This is a genomic window from Sphingomonas sp. TZW2008 (genome assembly GCF_002117915.1).
In the GTDB taxonomy this organism is placed as follows: Bacteria; Pseudomonadota; Alphaproteobacteria; order Sphingomonadales; family Sphingomonadaceae; genus Sphingomonas.
Window position 1 is genome coordinate 193,902 of sequence record NZ_BDJB01000005.1, and the last position, 16,625, is coordinate 210,526.

The following is a 16,625-nucleotide window of genomic DNA, read 5'->3' on the forward strand; positions in this document are numbered from 1 at the left end:
GGTCAACCGCGCGGATCGAGTGCGCGGCCGAGAATGTCGGCGTAGATATCGGCGAGCAGGTAGAGGTCGGCGACGGCGACCGCCTCGTCGAGCTTGTGCATCGTCGCATTGACGAGGCCGAACTCGACTGTGGGGCAGAGCGCAGAGAGGAACCGCGCGTCGGACGTGCCGCCGGTGGTCGATAGTTCGGGCACGATGCCTGTCCGGGCGGTGATCGCATCGGCCACGCTGGCCGATAGCGCGCCGGGCGGAGTGAGGAACGCCTCCCCCGATACCTTGCCCTCGACGCGGGTTTCGGGAGCATGACGCCGCACGACAGCGGTGATGCGGTCGATGAGCGCGGAACCTTGGTGGCAGTCGTTGAAGCGGATCGAAAGGCGCGCGGACGCCTTGGCGGGAATGACGTTGGTCGCCTGATTGCCGACCGCGAGATCGGTGATCTCGATGTTCGACGGCTGGAACCAGTCGGTGCCCTCGTCGAGCACGATGCCGTCGATCTCGGTAAGCGCGGCGACGAGGCGCGGGATCGGATTATCGGCGAGATGCGGGTAAGCGACGTGGCCCTGGCGGCCAGGAACGTCGATCCAGATATTGACCGAGCCGCGCCGCCCGATCTTGATCATGTCGCCGAGCCGCGTGGTCGACGTCGGTTCGCCGACGAGGCAGGCGTCGGGACGCAGCCCGCGCGCCGCCATTCGATCGATCAGCGCGCGCGTGCCGTAGGTGGCGGGGCCTTCCTCGTCCCCGGTGATGATGAGGCTGGTCGTTCCAGCCGTTTCCACCCGCGCGGCGGCGGCAACGAAGGCGGCGATCGCGCCCTTCATGTCGACCGCGCCGCGGCCGTAGAGGAGATCGCCGCGAACCTCCGGCGCAAAGGCGCCGCTCGTCCAGCCATCGCCCGGTGGCACCACGTCGAGGTGACCGGCAAAGGCGAAATGCCGCCCGCCGCTGCCGCGCACCGCGAGCAGATTCTCCACGGGGCCGTCGGGCGCGGCCCCCGCGACGAAGCGATCGACCGCGAAGCCGAGCGGTACCAGCGCCGCCTCGAGTACGTCGAACACGTTACCGCGCGCGGGCGTGACGCTCTCGCAGCCGAGCAGCGCGGCGGCGAGCGCGAGCGGATCGGTCACGGTGTGGAGCGGGCGGGGGCGGGCTGTTCGAACTGCTCGATCACCCATTCCTCCTCCTGCGCAGCCGCGATCCAGTCCTGCATGTAGGGATGCGTCAGCACCGCCTCGATGTACGGCCCCGCGAAGCGCGCGACGGGAAGCGAGTAGGTGATGATCCGCGTGCAGACGGGCGCGAACATGATGTCCGCCGCGCCGAAATCGCCGAACAGGAAATCGCCGTTGCCGCCGAAGCGCGCGCGGGCCTGTGCCCACAGCTCCATCATTCGTGAGAGATCGCGCAGTACCGCTTCGGAAGGCGGCACCGGGGGATAGATCTGGCGGATGTTCATGCTGTGCTCGCGCCGGAGCGCGGCGAAGCTCGAATGCATTTCCGCCGCCATCGATCGCGCCATTGCGCGTGCCGCCTCGTCTGCCGGCCAGAAACGATTGCGGCCGACCTTGTCGGCGAGATACTCGATGATTGCGAGACTATCCCACACCACGGCGTCGCCGTCCCACAGGATCGGCACCTTGCCCGACGAGGGCGCGAACTCGTCACCCTCGCGCCGCTTGTCCCAATCCTGGTCGTAGAGCGGCACGACCACCTCCTCGAACGGCAGCCCCGCCTGCCGGCAGGCAAGCCAGCCGCGCAGCGACCAGGAGGAATAGGCCTTGTTGCCGATGATCAGTTTCATGGCGTCGGGGGTAGAGGCCAGACACGGGGCGTGCAACCGCGCGTGCGTGACTGACCGTGCTTCGGAAACGAGCGGCATGTCTTTAGCTCGATAGGCCGCGCTTTATGCGGCAGGCGACGGGGACGATAAAGGAAGGCGGCTGAGAGCCGACGACCCGGGCAGTGCCGTCAGCCGATCGCCTCGATCACCGCGGCGCGCAGCTCGGCGATGCCCATGCCCTTTTCCGACGAGGTCGCGATGATCTCGGGATGCGCGGCGGGGCGCTTGCGCGCCTCGGCAATCGTTCGCTCGGTCACCTCGGCGAGCTCGCTCGCCTTGATCTTGTCCGCCTTGGTCAGCACCATGCGGTAGCTGACCGCGGCCTTGTCCAGCATCTCGAGGATTTCGCGGTCGACATCCTTGATGCCGTGGCGCGCGTCGATCAGCACCAGCGCGCGCTTCAGCGCCTGGCGCCCGCGCAGGAAATCGTTGACGAGGAAGCGCCACTTTTTGACGACGTCCTTGGGCGCCTTGGCAAAACCGTAGCCGGGCATGTCGACGAGGCGGAAGGCGAGCGGATCGCCGACGTCGAAGAAGTTAAGCTCCTGCGTCCGCCCCGGCGTGACCGAGGTGCGGGCGAGCGCCTTGCGCCCGGTGAGCGCGTTGAGCAGCGACGATTTGCCGACGTTCGACCGGCCGGCGAAGGCGACTTCGGGAACGCTGGCGTCAGGCAAGAACTGCAACGAGGGCGCGGACTTTAGGAAGCTGATCGGTCCCGCGAACAGCTTGCGCGCCGCCTCGATCTCCGCCTCGTCGCGGACCGTATCAGCGACGCCGGCGTCAGCGCCCTCAGCGGCGTCGAAGGAGGAAGCCTCGTCGCTCACTTGGCGGCCGCCTCCTTCAACGCGGGGTGGCGGGCGTAGAGCAGCCGCTGCTGGAGGATCGTCAGCACGTTGGAGGTGATCCAGTAGACCTGCAGGCCGACCGCGAACGGCGCCATGACGAACATCAGCACCCACGGCATCAGCGCGAAGACCTGCTTCTGCGTATCGTCCATCGGCTGCGGATTGAGTTTGAATTGGAAGTACATGCTGATGCCGAGCAGGATCGGCACGACGCCGATCGCCAGGAAGTGCGGCGGCGTGAAGGCGAGCAGGCCGAACAGGTTGACCGGCGTCAGCGGATCGGGCGCCGACAGATCCTTGATCCAGCCGACGAACGGCTGGTGGCGCATCTCGATCGTCAGCATCAGGACCTTGTAGAGCGCGTAGAAGATCGGGATCTGCAGCAGCGTCGGCGCGCAGCCAGCGAGCGGATTGACCTTTTCCGTCTTGTAGAGCGCCATAATCTCCTGCTGCTGGCGCGGCTTGTCGTCCTTGTAGCGTTCCTGGATCGCCTTCATCTTGGGCTGGACGGCGCGCATCTTGGCCATCGAGGCGAACTGGCGCTGCGCGACGGGGAACATCAGCAGGCGAATGGTGAGCGTGAGCAGGATGATCGCAATGCCGAAATTGCCGAGCATCACGAACAGCCAGTCGAGATAATAGAAAATCGGCTTCTCGACGATGCGGAACCAGCCCCAGTCGATCGCGTAATCGAGCCGGTTGACGCCTTCCTTGTCGGTGTAGCGGTCGAGCAGACGCACTTCCTTCGCGCCAGCGAAGAAGCGCGTGGTCTGGCTGAGCTGGCGGCCCGGCGGCAGCAGCTGCGCGGCGGCGGTATAATCGGCCTGATAGGCCTTGTTCGCGCCGGCGCGGAACTGACCGTCGAAGCTGCGTGCCTGATCGGGGATCAGCGCGGTGAGCCAGTATTTATCGACGAAGCCGAGCCAGCCGGCGCTGGTGGTGAAGCGCTGCGCCCCCTCATCGACATCCTTGAAGTCGACGTCGTAATCGGCCTTGTTGTTGTGCACCGCCATCGGACCGGTGTGGATCGTCCAGCTGTCGGGATCCTTCGACATGCCGGCGCGGTTGACGAGACCGTAGGCGGCGACCGGAACCGCGCCCGTGCCGCCGTTCGCCACCGTCTGCTTGATGCTGAACATATACCCGTCATCGACCGACAGCTCGATCGCGAAGCGCTGGCCGGTCGCGTTGGCGGCGGTGAGCGTTACCGGGCGGCCGGGGGCGAGCAGCTGCGACGAGGCGGTCCACGTCGTATCCGCGGCAGGCGGCGCAAGGCCTTCGTTGCGCCAACCAAAGGCGGCGAAATAGGCGTCGGCCGCACCGGCCGGCGAGAGCAACCGCACGGGAGCGGCGTTCTTTGCGATCGTTTCCTTGTAGTTCTTGAGCACCAGATCGTCGATCCGCGCGCCCCTCAGATTGATCGATCCCTGCATCGTCGGTGTGTCGATCCGCACGCGCGGCGCTTCGGCTAGAACGGCCGCACGGTCGCGCACCGCAGCGGGGCTGTCCGCCGTCGGATCGGCCGCGGGGTTCGGCACGACCTTGGTCTTGCCGCCCTCGATCTTCGTCACGGGCGGGTTGGCGGTGGGGAAGAACTTGTTCTGCACGACCGGCCAGCCGAACAGAATCAGCGCCGCGAGCACCGCGAACAGCACGAAATTCTGATTGTCTTTGTTCACGTGCGCCAACTTCCCTTACGGCACCGGATCATAGCCGTGCCCGCCCCACGGGCCGCAGCGCGCGATCCGTTTCGCCGCCAGCCAGCCGCCCCGCGCGGCTCCATAGCGGCGAAGCGCCTCGATTGCATAGGCGGAACAGCTTGGCTGATAGCGGCATGTCGGCGGCAAGATCAGCGACGGCCCAAGCTGCCAGCCGCGCGCGACGAGGATCAGCAGCCGCGCGATCATCGCGGCGCCGCGTCGCTCCGCGCTACCTTGCGCAGCGCCTTGCCGAGTTCTGTGCGCAGGCTGGCGAAATCGCGCTCGATCCCGCCGTTGCGCCCGATCAGAACGTGATCCGCACCCACGACGCCGTCCGCTGGCAGCAGTTCACGCGCGAGCGCGCGCAGCCGCCGCTTCATGCGGTTGCGGACGACCGAATTGCCGATCTTCTTGGTGACGGTATAGCCGATCCGCATCGTTGGATCGCCATCGTCACGAGGCCGCACCAGCAGCACGAAGCCGGGCATCGGTGCGCGCCGCCCGGCGTTCGCCGCCAGGAAATCCCGGCGGCGCGTCAACGTCCGGATTTCGGTCCGAATTAGGCCGACAGCTTCTTGCGGCCGCGCGCGCGACGCGCCCGGATCACCAGCCGGCCGCCGACCGTCGCCATCCGTGCGCGGAAGCCGTGACGGCGAGCCCGCACCAGGTTGCTCGGCTGAAAGGTCCGCTTCATCGTTCATTCCCGAATCTGAAAAAACAGGGCCGCCCCGCAGGACGGCCCGAATGGTGCGCCGCATAGGCGAGGGGGCATGCGAAGTCAACGCGAGGCGGCTCATCGCGCGCCGAGCACGCGGCGACGCGCGCGGCGGCGAAGCGCACTGCGCCGCCGCATCGCGCGGTGGACGAGATCGGCGACGCGCGGCCAGCGCCGCATCAGCCGCGTCCAGCGGATCTGCGCGCGGCGCGAGTTGCGCAGGATCAGGATCATGCCGCCGGCGAACAGGAAGATGCCGCCGGGCCCGGGCAGTGGGCCAAGCAGCGCCGCGCCGATGAGCAACAGGCTGCCCAACGCCAGCTGCGCGATACGGGCGACGGGGTGGCGCTGCGACATCTGCGGCATGTGGCTCCGGTGTGTTGGTTATGCAAGACGCCTGCGATAAGCGCCTGCATCGCTTGGGCTTTGCAGCGCTGGCAAAGCAGCTATGAACGCAAGCGTAACGACGGCGTAGACGGGCGGGGGGTGCATGGCGGCGATCGTTGCGACGGTGGCGTATCTCGGGCTGGAGGCGCGCGCCGTCGAGGTGCAGGTGCAGCTGATCGCCGGGCTGCCGGCGTTCAACCTCGTCGGGCTTGCCGACAAGGCGGTGGGCGAGAGCCGCGAGCGGGTGCGCGGTGCGATCGCGGCGATGGGACTGGCGCTGCCGCCGAAGCGCATCGCGGTGAACCTGTCGCCTGCGGACCTGCCCAAGGAAGGATCGCACTTCGATCTACCTATTGCGCTGGGGCTGCTCGCCGCGATGGGTGTCGTCGATGCCGAGGCGCTGGCGGATTACGTCATCGTTGGCGAGCTGACGCTCGACGGGCGGCTGGCGCCGTCACCGGGCGTCCTGCTCGCAGCGCTGCACGCGGCGGAGATCGGCAAAGGGCTGATCTGCCCGGCCGCGCAAGGTGCAGAAGCGGCGTGGAGCGGCTCGATCGAGGTGCTCGCCGCGCCCGATCTGCTCGCGCTCATCAACCACTTGAAGGGGCATGGTCAGCTCGCCGCACCGGCCGAAGGCGCGGTACAGGCGGCGGGACAGGGGCCCGATCTGCGTCAGGTCCGCGGGCAGGAGACCGCCAAGCGTGCGCTCGAGATCGCGGCGGCGGGCGGGCATAACCTGCTGATGATCGGGCCGCCGGGGGCGGGCAAATCGCTGATGGCGTCGTGCCTGCCGGGTATCCTGCCGCCGCTCGATCCCGGCGAGGCGCTGGAGGTGTCGATGGTGCAGTCGGTCGCGGGCACGCTCGACGGCGGGCGGCTGACGCGTACGCGCCCGTTCCGCGCGCCGCATCACTCGGCATCGATGGCGGCGCTGACCGGCGGCGGGCTGAAGGTGCGGCCGGGCGAGGTAAGCCTCGCACATCTAGGGGTGCTGTTCCTCGACGAGCTGCCGGAATTTCAGCGCGCGGTGCTCGACTCGCTGCGCCAGCCGCTCGAATCGGGCAACGTCAGCGTGGCGCGGGCGAATGCGCACGTCACCTTTCCGGCACGCGTCCAGCTCGTCGCGGCGATGAACCCGTGCCGCTGCGGCTATCTCGGCGATCCGGGGCTCGCCTGCGCGCGCGCACCGAAATGCGCCGCCGACTATCAGGCCAAGGTGTCGGGGCCGCTGCTCGACCGGATCGATCTGCACGTCGAGGTGCAGGCGGTGAGCGCCGTCGATCTGATGCTGCCGCCGCCGATCGAGGGCTCAGTAGAGGTGGCGGCGCGCGTCGCCGCCGTGCGCTCGATGCAGGCGGAACGATACCGCGACCACGCGGTGCGGACCAACGCGGAAGCGGAAGGCGAACTGCTCGAAGCGGTGGCGACGCCCGACGACGCCGGACGCTCACTACTTGCGCACGCGGCCGAGACGATGCGGCTGTCGGCGCGCGGCTATACGCGCATCCTGCGCGTCGCGCGGACGATCGCCGACATGGCGTGTAGCGACGCCGTTACCCGCATCCACGTCGGCGAGGCGTTGAGCTACCGTCGGCAGCCGCCGCGCAACTAGCCTGCACGTCGCTGGTCGGTGGCGTTCATCGCCGGCGCGCTGCCGAGCAGGCGGCGCTCGGCGAGCAGCCGGCGGGCGTTCGCACCGCTCATCGGCCGACCATAGAGATAGCCCTGGCCGCGCGCGCAGCCGAGCGCGCGCATCCGCGCCTCGATCTCCTTGTCCTCGATGCCTTCTGCCGTGACGGGCAGATTGAGGCTGGCCCCGAGGCTGGTGATCGCATCAACGATCGCCGCGCTGTCGGGATTGTCGGCGACCGCCTGGACGAAGCTCTTGTCGATCTTGATGCGATCGAACGGCAGCGCGCGAAGGTGGGCGAGGCTGGAATAGCCGGTGCCGAAATCGTCGAGCGCAATGCGGATACCCTGGTTCTTGAGGCTGCCGACGATCGATTGAGCGAGCGCGAGGTTCTCGAACAAGGCGCTCTCCGTAACTTCGATCTCAAGCCGCTGGGCCGGAAAGCCGGTTTCGAGCAGCAGCTTGATGATCTTCTGCGGTAGCCAGGCGTCGCGCAGCTGGAGCGGAGAGACGTTGATCGCGAGCGATAGCTCGGGGGCCCAGTCGCGCGCGGCGATGAACGCCTGGCGCATGATCGACAGCGACAGATCGGCGATGAGCCCGGTCTGCTCGGCAATGGGGATGAAGCGATCGGGCGCGATCGTGCCGTGAACGGGATGCTCCCAGCGCGCGAGCACTTCGAACCCGTGCAGGCGGCCGGTGGCCAGGTCGATCTGCTGCTCGAAGTACGGCACGATGTGCCCGGCGGGGATAGCATGGCGCAGGCCGTTCTCGAGCTCGTTACGGACATGCAGCGCGTGCGCCATCGCAGGATCGAACCAGACGTAGCGGTTCCGCCCGCCGTCCTTGGCGGCGTACATTGCGATGTCGGCGGCGCGCATCAGTGCGTCGATCGAGCCGCGTTCGAGATCTGAGCGCGCGATGCCGATCGAGGCGGAGACATGAATTGCGGTGCCGGCGACCTGAGCCGGCCCGGCGAGCCGGCCGACGAGATCCTCCGCGATGCGCTGCACCACCGAAGGCTGCCGCGGATCGAAGACGAACGCGCAGGCGAATTCGTCGCCGCCGAGCCGTGCAGCGAGCGCGGCGGCGGGCAGCACCGAGGTAATGTCCGCCGCGACGCGGGAAAGGACTGCATCTCCGGCGGCATGGCCGTGAAGATCGTTGATCGTCTTGAAGCGGTCGAGATCCAGCAGGAGCAGCGCTACCGCCTGACCACGGCGGGCTGCTTCCTGCAGCATTGACGCTCCCTCTTCGACTAGCGTGCGCCGATTGAGGAAGCCCGTCAGTGGATCGCGCGTGCTGAGCACGCGGACGCGTTCATTGCTTTCGACATGCTGCTCGAGCGCGCGGACGAAGTCGCGGTGCCGCCGCCAGCCGATCAGGATCAGCGCGATGTTGAGCATCAAGGCGATCAGCAGCGATCGATCAAGGGCCTCGGTGCCGCCGAACCATTGCCGCACGAGCGTGCTGCCGAGCGTACCCGCGATCGCAACGAAGAGCAGGATCGCGGCGCCGGTGACGAGCGTCGTTGCCGTAGCACGCCGGCTGCCGCATGCGTCCTCCGGCCTTCGGTTGCCCCGCTGCATCAGTAACGCCTCCACACCGGTGCAGCTGTGCGCGGCGGGAGTGTAGAAGGCGTTAAGAGCGCGGTGGGTTGCCCTGGACGGGCGATTGGCGTAGGGACCGCGCCACGTTCCGTGTTGAACGCTGAAGGAAAGCGCCCACGTGGTGCACGCTGGCCGGCGAGGTTTCGCCCGCCGGCGCTTTTGCGTTTGGCGCGGAAAGATGGAGTTTGATACGATGTTCGACAGCCTGAGCGATCGTCTTGGCGGCGTGTTCGACCGTCTGCGCGGTCGTGGCGCGCTGACGGAAGCGGACGTGCGCCAAGCGATGCGCGAGGTGCGCATCGCGCTGCTCGAGGCGGACGTGGCGCTGCCCGTCGCGCGCAAGTTCGTCGACGAGGCGACCGAGAAGGCGATCGGCCAGAACGTGCTGCGCTCGGTCACGCCGGGGCAGCAGGTCGTCAAGATCGTCAACGACGCGCTGATCGCGATGCTTGGCGGCGAAGATCCGCAGGCGGCCGAACTGAACCTAGGCGTGACACCCCCCGCCGTCATCATGATGGTCGGCCTCCAAGGGTCGGGCAAGACGACGACGACGGCCAAGATCGCCAAGCGCCTGTCGGCCGGGCAGACCGTGCTGGGCGGCAGCGGTGCGCGCGATCGCAAAAAGGTGCTGATGGCGTCGCTCGACGTCAATCGCCCGAACGCGCAGGAGCAGCTGGCGACGCTAGGCACGCAGGTCGAGGTGCAGACGCTGCCGATCATCGCCGGGCAGCAGCCGGTGGATATCGCGCGGCGCGCGTTGCAGGCAGCGAAGTTGCAGGGCTTCGACGTGCTGATGCTCGATACCGCGGGCCGCCTCCACGTCGATCAGGCGCTGATGGACGAGATGAAGGCGGTGGCGGAGATTTCGCGGCCGCAGGAAATCCTGCTCGTCGTCGACAGCCTGACCGGTCAGGATGCCGTCAACGTCGCGCAGAACTTCTCCGAGCAGGTGCCGCTGACGGGCGTGGTGCTGACGCGGATGGATGGCGATGCGCGCGGCGGCGCGGCGCTGTCGATGCGTGCGGTGACGGGCAAGCCGATCAAGTTCGCGGGCACGGGCGAGAAGATGGACGCGCTCGAGGCGTTCCATGCGGAGCGTGTCGCGGGCCGTATCCTGGGCATGGGCGACGTCGTCAGCCTCGTCGAGCGGGCCGCCGAGTCGATCCAGCAGGAAGACGCCGAGCGGATGGCGGCGAAGCTGTCCAAGGGGCAGTTCGACCTCGACGATCTGCGCAGCCAGCTGGCGCAGATGCGCCGCATGGGCGGGCTCGGCGCGCTCGCGGGCATGATGCCGGGCATGAAGAAGGCGCAGGCGGCGATGGCGTCGGGCGCGGTCGACGAACGCATCCTGCTGCGCATGGACGCGATGATCACGTCGATGACGCAGAAGGAGCGGTCGAAGCCCGAGCTGATCAACGCCAAGCGCAAGATCCGCATCGCAAAGGGCAGCGGCACGACGGTGCAGGACGTCAACAAGCTGCTTAAGATGCATCAGGAAATGTCCACCGCGATGAAGAAGATCCGCAAGATGGGTGGCCTCAAGGGCATGCTCGCGATGCTGGGCAAGGGCGGGCCGGGCGGCGGCATGGGCGGGATCGGCAATGCCATCGGCGGCCCCGAGCTGGGCGAGATGCTGGGCAAGGCGGGCGGCGGGCTGCCGGGGCTTCCCGGCGGCGGGCTTCCGCCAGGTTTTCCGAAGTTCAAGAAGTAAACGTTTTCATCTATTTGGAAGGAAGAGAATACAATGGCACTCAGCATTCGTCTGTCGCGTGGTGGCTCCAAGAAGCGTCCCTATTACCGCATCGTCGTTGCCGATGCGCGCAGCCCGCGTGACGGCAAGTTCATCGAGAAGATCGGCAACTACAACCCGCTGCTGGCGAAGGACGATGCGCAGCGCATCGTGCTCGATTCGGATCGTGCCAAGCACTGGCTGGGCGTCGGCGCGCAGCCGACCGATCGCGTCGCGCGCTTCCTCGATCTCGCCGGCGTGAAGGAGCGTCCCGCGCGCAACAACCCGAAGAAGGCCGAGCCGGGCGAGAAGGCCAAGGAGCGCGCCGAAGAGCGCGCCGAGAAGCTCAAGGCGCAGCAGGAAGCCGCCGCCGAGGCGAGCAATGACGGTGCGTCGAGCGAGGCCGAGACGACGGACGCGTCGGCCGAATAAGCATCCGATCGGGTTATGGCGCGTTGCTTTCCCTTGAAAGGAATTCGCCATGACCAACGATCCCGATCCCCGGACCGCGAATGACGACGACGAGAAAGTCGCCAGCAACGAAGGCGTCTCCGCGACCGAACCGGTCGAAGGCGCCGACGACACCCCCACCGGAGACGAAAACTCTCCCGAGGGATAGGACGCGCGTCGTCGTCGCGGCGGTTGCCGGGGCGCATGGCATCGCCGGCGAAGTGAAGCTGAAGCTCTTCGCCGACGATCTCTCCGCGTTCAGCACGTTCAACGACGGCGCGCTGACGCTGCGCGCGGTGCGTGGTAATATCGCGCGCTTCGCGGAGATCGGCGATCGCACCGCTGCCGAGGCGCTGCGCGGGACCGAATTGACAGTGCCGCGCGCGTCGTTGCCGCCGCTGGCGGACGGCGAATACTATCATGCCGATCTGCTCGGCCTGCCGGCAGTCTCCGATGCCGGCGACCCACTCGGCGAGGTCGTAGCGGTCGAGAATTTCGGTGCGGGCGACGTGATTGAGATCGAACGGCCGGGCGGCAAGCGCTTCATGGTGCCGATGTCGCCGCAGGCGGTTCCGGAGTGGAATGCCGAGCGCATCGTCGTATCCGCGGCATTCGCGGCGGATTGAGCGAAATCAGCGGCGCAGCGGCCTGCGCTCCGCGAGATCGTTGCGGATCGTCGTCGCCGCGACCCCGGCTTGCCCCATCGCGTGGCTGATCTGATCGAGCCCGCGCACCACATCCCCAGCGGCGTAGAGGCCAGGCAGCGTCGTGCGCTGATGCTCGTCGGTGACGATGCAGCCATCGTCGGTACCGCGTGCGCCGGCGGCTAGCGCTAGCTCTGAGCGGATGTGCGAGCCGAGCGCCGGATAGACGCTGTCGAACGCCATCCGCCCGCTAGCCGTGTCGACGGCCAACCGGTCGCCCTCGATCGCATAGCCGCCGCACGGTCCGTCGACGCGCGTCACGCCCGCAGCATCGAGCGCGGCGGCGCAATCAGGATCGAGCATGTGCGCGGCATCTGGCGCGATCAGCGTCACGTCGCGCGTGTAGCCGCGCAGGAACAGCGCCTCCTTCATCCCGTGCTGGCCGGTGCCGATCACGCCGACGCGACGATCGGTGACCTCGTATCCGTCGCAGATCGGACAGTAGCGCAGCTTTCCGGCCGCGAGCGCGGCGTCGTGCAGCGCATCGTCCATCTTCGGGCGGTTGTTGACGACGCCGGTCGCGAGAAGGATCGTTCGCGTCTCGAACCGTTCCTCACCGGCGTGAACGGTGAAGGCGTCTCCCGATTGCTCGATCGCCGTCACGGTGAGCGGTCGGCGATGGAGACCGAAGGTCTGCGCCTGCTCGCCCATGCGCGCGAGGAGATCGCGTCCGCTGATCCCGCCGGGATAGCCGGCGTGGTTGTGCGTGCACGGGATCAGCGCAGCGCGGCTCGATCCGTTGTCGAACAACGCGACATCGAGGTGAAAACGCGTCAGATAGATAGCGGCGGTGAGCCCGGCCGGGCCGCCGCCGATGATGATGCAATCCTTCATGCGCAGCGGGACGTTCGCCGCGGCGAACGGTTCCGAGAAGGGAGCGACAAGTGATTTGGCTGTTGATGACCATAGCTGCCGTTGCAGGTACGACTGCCGGCGCCGCGTATCTGATCGTCGGTCGGGGGATAGCGACGTCTACGATCGGACAGGTGCTGCTGTCGGCTGCTGCCTTCCCGATCGTCACCGCAATCGTCGCTGCGCTGCTGATCGCGGTGCAATTCGCGCAACGTACGCCGCAGACGCACGGCGGTAGCTTCGGCATGACGATCTTCGCCATCTGCATGTTCTGGTTCTACGGCGTGATGGCGAGCGCGGTGATCGGCGTGCCCGCGGCGGTGATCGCGGTGCGCACGTTCCGCGGTTGACGCCGGGTGGGGCGCGGCTAACCCGGCTGGCGTAGAAGGGATGCCGATGATCCGCGCACTGACTGCCGCCCTGATGATCGCGACACCGGTCGCGGCGCAATCGCCAGCCGCGGCCACAACGCCTGCCGCGGCGGGCGCCGCGTCGGGTGCTGTGTCGGTGCAGGCGATCGAGCCGCGGGCGACGGCGGTATTTGATGCGTGGATGCGCGAAGCGCACGTGCCCGGCTTGGTCTACGGCATCGTCAAGGACGGCCAGCTCGTGCTGGTACGCGGGCTGGGGGTGCAGGACACCGCAAGCAAACGGCCGGTGAAGGCGGACAGCCTGTTCCGCATCGCTTCGATGTCGAAGGCGTTCACCGCGCTCGCGATCCTGAAGCTGCGCGACGAAGGACGCGTGTCGCTGGAGGCGTCGGCGGAGACGTACGTGCCCGAAATGCGCGGCTGGCGATATCCGACGACGGACAGCCGGCGCGTGCGGGTTGCCGACCTGCTGCATCACAGCGCAGGCTTCGTCGAGGACAACCCGTGGGGCGATCGGCAGCAGCCGCTGTCAGAGGCGGGTTTCACCGCGATGCTGAAGGCGGGCGTGCCCTTTGCGCAGGCGCCGGGGCTAAGGATGGAATATTCCAACTTCGGCTATGCGACGCTCGGTCGGATCGTCAGCAACGTTTCCGGCCAGCGCTACCAAGACTATATCCGCAGCGAGATCATGACGCCGCTCGGCATGACGGCGACGGGCTATGACGTGCTGCGTGTCGCGCAGGCCGGGCGGGCGCTCGGCTATCGCTGGCAGGACGAGCGCTGGGTGCGCGAGCCAGATATGGCGGACGGGGCGTTCGGCGCGATGGGCGGCGTGCAGACCAGCGCGAACGATTACTGGCGCTGGGTCGCCTATCTCCTGTCGGGCTGGCCGGCGCGCTACGGCGCCGATGCGGGACCGGTGAAGCGTGCAACGCTGCGAGAGATCGTCGAGGGATCGAACTTCGTCACGGTGCAGGAGCGCCGCCGGGCGGACGGCAGCATCTGCCGCGTGCCGAGCGCCTATGCGATGGGCTGGTCCGTAGTGGAGGATTGCGATCGCGGACGCATCGTCCAGCACAGCGGCGGCTATCCCGGCTATGGATCGATCGTGATGCTGCTGCCCGACGCCGGGGTGGGCGTGTTCGCGTTCGCCAACCGTACCTATGCCGCGCCGTCGCAGCCGGTTTCGCAGGTGTTGCTGATCCTGCGCGAAGCCGGGCTGGCGGTCGATCGGACGGTACCCGTCTCGCCTGACCTGGCGCGTGCCTACGGTGTCGCGCAGCAAGTGTGGCGGACGGGTAGCCTCGACGCGGCACCGCTGGCGGAGAATGTTGCGCTCGATCGCGACCTCGCGCAGCGGCGGCGCGATATCGCCGAGCTCAAGCAGCAGGTCGGGACCTGTCGCACCGACGCGCCGATTGCGCCTGTCTCGGCGATGGAGGGTCGGTTCCGTTGGTCGTGCGAGCGCGGCACAGTGGCGGGACGGGTGCAGCGCGCGCCGATGCCGGCGCTGAGCCTGCAAGTGCTGGCGTTCGAGGCCGCGCCGCAGTGACCTTCGCCGCCACTGTCCTGACGCTCTACCCCGAGATGTTCCCGGGTCCGCTCGGCCATGCCATCGCGGGGCGCGCACTCGCCGAGGGGCGCTGGTCGCTCGACGCAGTCAACATCCGTGATTTCGCCACCGATCGGCACCGCACCGTCGACGATACGCCGGCTGGCGGCGGAGCGGGCATGGTGCTGCGTGCCGACATCGTCGCGGCGGCACTCGATGCGCAAGGGGCGGGGCGCCCGGTGCTGGCGATGACGCCGCGCGGGCGGCCGCTGCGCCAGGCGCGCGTGCGCGAACTGGCGGCGGGGCCCGGCGCGATCATCCTGTGCGGCCGGTTCGAGGGCTTCGACGAGCGGATCTTCGAAGCGCGCGCGATCGAGGAAGTGACGATCGGCGACTATATCCTGTCGGGCGGCGAGACCGCGGCGCTGGTGCTGCTCGACGCTTGCGTTCGGCTGCTGCCCGGCGTAATGGGCGCCGCTTCAAGCGGGATCGAGGAAAGCTACGAGAGCGGCCTCCTCGAATATCCGCATTATACCCGACCGCAACAGTGGGAAGGGCGCACGATCCCCGAAGTGCTGCGATCGGGGGATCATGCGAAGATCGCCGCTTGGCGCCAGCGCCGGGCGGAGGACGATACACGGCTACGGCGGCCGGACCTGTGGGAGCGCCATGTCGGCGCTCGGGTCGACCGCCCTCTGGCGCGCAGCGACGAACGGGACTGAGTTGACATGAACCTGATCCAGACGCTCGAAGCCGAGCAGATCGCGAAGCTGACCGCGAACAAAAAGCATCCGGAATTCCGCCCCGGCGACACGCTGAAGGTCGGCGTGAAGGTGGTCGAGGGTGAGCGCACCCGCGTCCAGAATTACGAGGGCGTGTGCATCGCGCGCGCGAACAAGGGCATGGGTTCCTCGTTCACGGTGCGCAAGATCTCGTTCGGCGAAGGTGTCGAGCGCGTCTTCCCGCTCTACTCGCCGAACATCGATTCGATCGAAGTCGTCCGCAAGGGCGCGGTGCGTCGCGCGAAGCTCTATTATCTGCGTGGTCGCACCGGCAAGTCGGCGCGTATCGCCGAGCGTCGCGACAACCGTCCGAAGGCTGCCGTCGCCGCCGAGTAATCGGACGGAAGATCGCCGGATAACGGAGGGCGCTGGCGGGAAACCGCCGGCGCCCTTCTCTTTTGCGGCTCAGGTGATGGCGGCGCCGCGCACGATCTCCACGATACGGTCGCCGGGTTCGACCCGCGCTGCCTCGGGCTGATCGTAGCCGATGCAGCGACCGGCGCGGAACAGGCGCACACCAAGGCCTGTGGCAAGCCCGGTGAGCGGGCGGCCGACATCCTCGGGCGTCGCATCGCGCTCGCGCAAGGCAACGCGGCCGTAGGCGGCGGCGAGATCGGTCAGGTAATCGGCGACATGCGGGCCGTCAGTCGAGCCGGCGAGGAGCAGGCCGGCGAAGCTCGCGGGATTGATGACGACGTCAGCGCCCGCCTGGCGTGCGAGCGGCTCGTTGTCGTCCGACCGGATCACCGCGCTGATCCGTACCTTTTCCGACAGACGCCGGGCAGTGAGGACGATCAGGATCGTCGTATCGTCGCGCCCCGCCGCGACCATCAGCGTGCCGGCCTGGGCGATGCGCGCGGCCTCGAGCGTCGCGTCGCGCGTCGCGTCGCCGTCCAGCACCACCGCGCCGCACTCCTCGGCATGGTCGAGCGCGTCGCGGCTACGATCCACGACGACGATCGTCGCGGGATCGACGCCGCGGCGGATGAGCTCGCGCAGCGCCTCGGTGCCGCTGCTGCCGTAACCGGCGATGACGACGTGGTCGGTCAAGTGGCGCTGGATCACCGACATGCGCCACCGCTGCCACGTGCGCCGAAGCAGGAAATCATAAGCGGTCCCCAGAAAGATGAGCCACACGAACAGGCGGATCGGCGTCACCACGAACGTGTCGAACATCCGCGCGCTGTCGGTGACCGGCACGATATCGCCGTAGCCGACCGTGGTGACGGTGATCATGGTGAAATAGAGCACGTCGGTGAAGCTGATGTGGCCGTCGATATTGTCGCGCAGCCCCTCGCGATCGAGCCAGTGCCCGCCAAGAGCGATACTGACGAGCGCCAGCGCCAGCACGACGCGCAGCGCGAGGCTCGCCCAATCGGGCAGGCGGCTGCGCCGGCGCAGGTGCAGATCGTGGCGAACGCGAAGGCGGCGCAGCATCGGGGTATCTTGCCGGCT

At 67.9% G+C, this 16,625-nt stretch carries 19 protein-coding genes and 1 pseudogene; 9 read left to right on the forward strand and 11 right to left on the reverse strand.

Going from position 1 to position 16,625, the window contains the following annotated elements:
• Nucleotides 1-2 precede the first annotated feature (2 nt).
• The 8 genes from dapE to B7L05_RS06895 form a co-directional block, all read right to left on the reverse strand.
• Nucleotides 3-1,130: a succinyl-diaminopimelate desuccinylase gene (gene dapE / locus B7L05_RS06860; protein WP_375601248.1), complete on the reverse strand. Its 1,128-nt coding sequence runs from the start codon at nucleotides 1,128-1,130 to the stop codon at nucleotides 3-5.
• Nucleotides 1,127-1,804 carry a glutathione S-transferase family protein gene (locus B7L05_RS06865; protein ID WP_085809549.1) on the reverse strand — a complete coding sequence of 226 codons (678 nt, stop codon included), beginning with the start codon at nucleotides 1,802-1,804 and terminating at the stop codon, nucleotides 1,127-1,129. The genes dapE and B7L05_RS06865 overlap by 4 nt, the downstream gene beginning before the upstream one ends.
• Before the next feature lie 167 nt (nucleotides 1,805-1,971).
• A complete protein-coding gene (gene yihA, locus B7L05_RS06870; protein WP_085809816.1) occupies nucleotides 1,972-2,586 on the reverse strand; it encodes a ribosome biogenesis GTP-binding protein YihA/YsxC in 615 nt (204 codons plus the stop codon).
• 77 nt (nucleotides 2,587-2,663) lie between these two features.
• On the reverse strand, nucleotides 2,664-4,367 hold the full coding sequence (gene yidC / locus B7L05_RS06875) for a membrane protein insertase YidC (protein ID WP_085809817.1): 1,704 nt from the start codon (nucleotides 4,365-4,367) through the stop codon (nucleotides 2,664-2,666).
• Between the two features lie 15 nt (nucleotides 4,368-4,382).
• On the reverse strand, nucleotides 4,383-4,595 hold the full coding sequence (yidD, locus tag B7L05_RS06880; RefSeq protein ID WP_085809550.1) for a membrane protein insertion efficiency factor YidD: 213 nt from the start codon (nucleotides 4,593-4,595) through the stop codon (nucleotides 4,383-4,385).
• A complete protein-coding gene (gene rnpA, locus B7L05_RS06885; RefSeq protein WP_085809551.1) occupies nucleotides 4,592-4,927 on the reverse strand; it encodes a ribonuclease P protein component in 336 nt (111 codons plus the stop codon). The genes yidD and rnpA overlap by 4 nt, the downstream gene beginning before the upstream one ends.
• A gap of 20 nt (nucleotides 4,928-4,947) precedes the next feature.
• A complete protein-coding gene (gene rpmH / locus B7L05_RS06890; RefSeq protein WP_085809552.1) occupies nucleotides 4,948-5,082 on the reverse strand; it encodes a 50S ribosomal protein L34 in 135 nt (44 codons plus the stop codon).
• Nucleotides 5,083-5,181: 99 nt separating this feature from the next.
• Nucleotides 5,182-5,469 carry a hypothetical protein gene (locus B7L05_RS06895; protein WP_256926644.1) on the reverse strand — a complete coding sequence of 96 codons (288 nt, stop codon included), beginning with the start codon at nucleotides 5,467-5,469 and terminating at the stop codon, nucleotides 5,182-5,184.
• Between the two features lie 124 nt (nucleotides 5,470-5,593).
• Here B7L05_RS06895 and B7L05_RS06900 point away from each other — a divergent pair, with 124 nt between their 5' ends.
• Nucleotides 5,594-7,102, forward strand: a complete 1,509-nt coding sequence (locus B7L05_RS06900; protein WP_085809553.1) for a YifB family Mg chelatase-like AAA ATPase — start codon at nucleotides 5,594-5,596, stop codon at nucleotides 7,100-7,102.
• Here B7L05_RS06900 and B7L05_RS06905 read toward each other — a convergent pair.
• Nucleotides 7,099-8,709, reverse strand: a complete 1,611-nt coding sequence (locus B7L05_RS06905; protein ID WP_085809554.1) for a bifunctional diguanylate cyclase/phosphodiesterase — start codon at nucleotides 8,707-8,709, stop codon at nucleotides 7,099-7,101. The genes B7L05_RS06900 and B7L05_RS06905 overlap by 4 nt on opposite strands.
• A gap of 214 nt (nucleotides 8,710-8,923) precedes the next feature.
• Between B7L05_RS06905 and ffh the strand changes: the two genes are divergently transcribed.
• From ffh to rimM, 4 genes and pseudogenes are all read left to right on the forward strand, one after another.
• Complete coding sequence (gene ffh / locus B7L05_RS06910) at nucleotides 8,924-10,441, forward strand: signal recognition particle protein (RefSeq protein WP_085809819.1); 1,518 nt, start codon at nucleotides 8,924-8,926, stop codon at nucleotides 10,439-10,441.
• Between the two features lie 33 nt (nucleotides 10,442-10,474).
• Nucleotides 10,475-10,891 carry a 30S ribosomal protein S16 gene (gene rpsP / locus B7L05_RS06915; protein ID WP_085809555.1) on the forward strand — a complete coding sequence of 139 codons (417 nt, stop codon included), beginning with the start codon at nucleotides 10,475-10,477 and terminating at the stop codon, nucleotides 10,889-10,891.
• Between the two features lie 49 nt (nucleotides 10,892-10,940).
• Nucleotides 10,941-11,078 carry a hypothetical protein gene (locus B7L05_RS17680; RefSeq protein WP_256926645.1) on the forward strand — a complete coding sequence of 46 codons (138 nt, stop codon included), beginning with the start codon at nucleotides 10,941-10,943 and terminating at the stop codon, nucleotides 11,076-11,078.
• 7 nt (nucleotides 11,079-11,085) lie between these two features.
• A pseudogene (gene rimM, locus B7L05_RS06920) lies at nucleotides 11,086-11,535 on the forward strand (ribosome maturation factor RimM); the annotation flags it as partial.
• A 6-nt stretch (nucleotides 11,536-11,541) separates the two neighbouring features.
• Here rimM and B7L05_RS06925 read toward each other — a convergent pair.
• Nucleotides 11,542-12,447: an NAD(P)/FAD-dependent oxidoreductase gene (locus B7L05_RS06925; protein WP_085809557.1), complete on the reverse strand. Its 906-nt coding sequence runs from the start codon at nucleotides 12,445-12,447 to the stop codon at nucleotides 11,542-11,544.
• Nucleotides 12,448-12,512: 65 nt separating this feature from the next.
• On the opposite strand from B7L05_RS06925, the gene B7L05_RS06930 reads away from it, so the two are divergent.
• From B7L05_RS06930 to rplS, 4 genes are read left to right on the forward strand one after another with little or no spacing between them, the layout of a single operon-like run.
• Nucleotides 12,513-12,815, forward strand: coding sequence for a hypothetical protein (locus B7L05_RS06930; protein ID WP_144037170.1), 303 nt, complete (start codon nucleotides 12,513-12,515; stop codon nucleotides 12,813-12,815).
• Nucleotides 12,816-12,861: 46 nt separating this feature from the next.
• On the forward strand, nucleotides 12,862-14,388 hold the full coding sequence (locus B7L05_RS06935) for a serine hydrolase (protein ID WP_085809820.1): 1,527 nt from the start codon (nucleotides 12,862-12,864) through the stop codon (nucleotides 14,386-14,388).
• A complete protein-coding gene (trmD, locus tag B7L05_RS06940; protein WP_085809559.1) occupies nucleotides 14,385-15,110 on the forward strand; it encodes a tRNA (guanosine(37)-N1)-methyltransferase TrmD in 726 nt (241 codons plus the stop codon). The genes B7L05_RS06935 and trmD overlap by 4 nt, the downstream gene beginning before the upstream one ends.
• Nucleotides 15,111-15,116: 6 nt before the next feature.
• On the forward strand, nucleotides 15,117-15,506 hold the full coding sequence (gene rplS / locus B7L05_RS06945) for a 50S ribosomal protein L19 (RefSeq protein WP_085809560.1): 390 nt from the start codon (nucleotides 15,117-15,119) through the stop codon (nucleotides 15,504-15,506).
• A 69-nt stretch (nucleotides 15,507-15,575) separates the two neighbouring features.
• On the opposite strand, the gene B7L05_RS06950 is transcribed toward rplS, so the two are convergent.
• On the reverse strand, nucleotides 15,576-16,607 hold the full coding sequence (locus B7L05_RS06950; RefSeq protein ID WP_085809561.1) for a TrkA family potassium uptake protein: 1,032 nt from the start codon (nucleotides 16,605-16,607) through the stop codon (nucleotides 15,576-15,578).
• Nucleotides 16,608-16,625 lie beyond the last annotated feature (18 nt).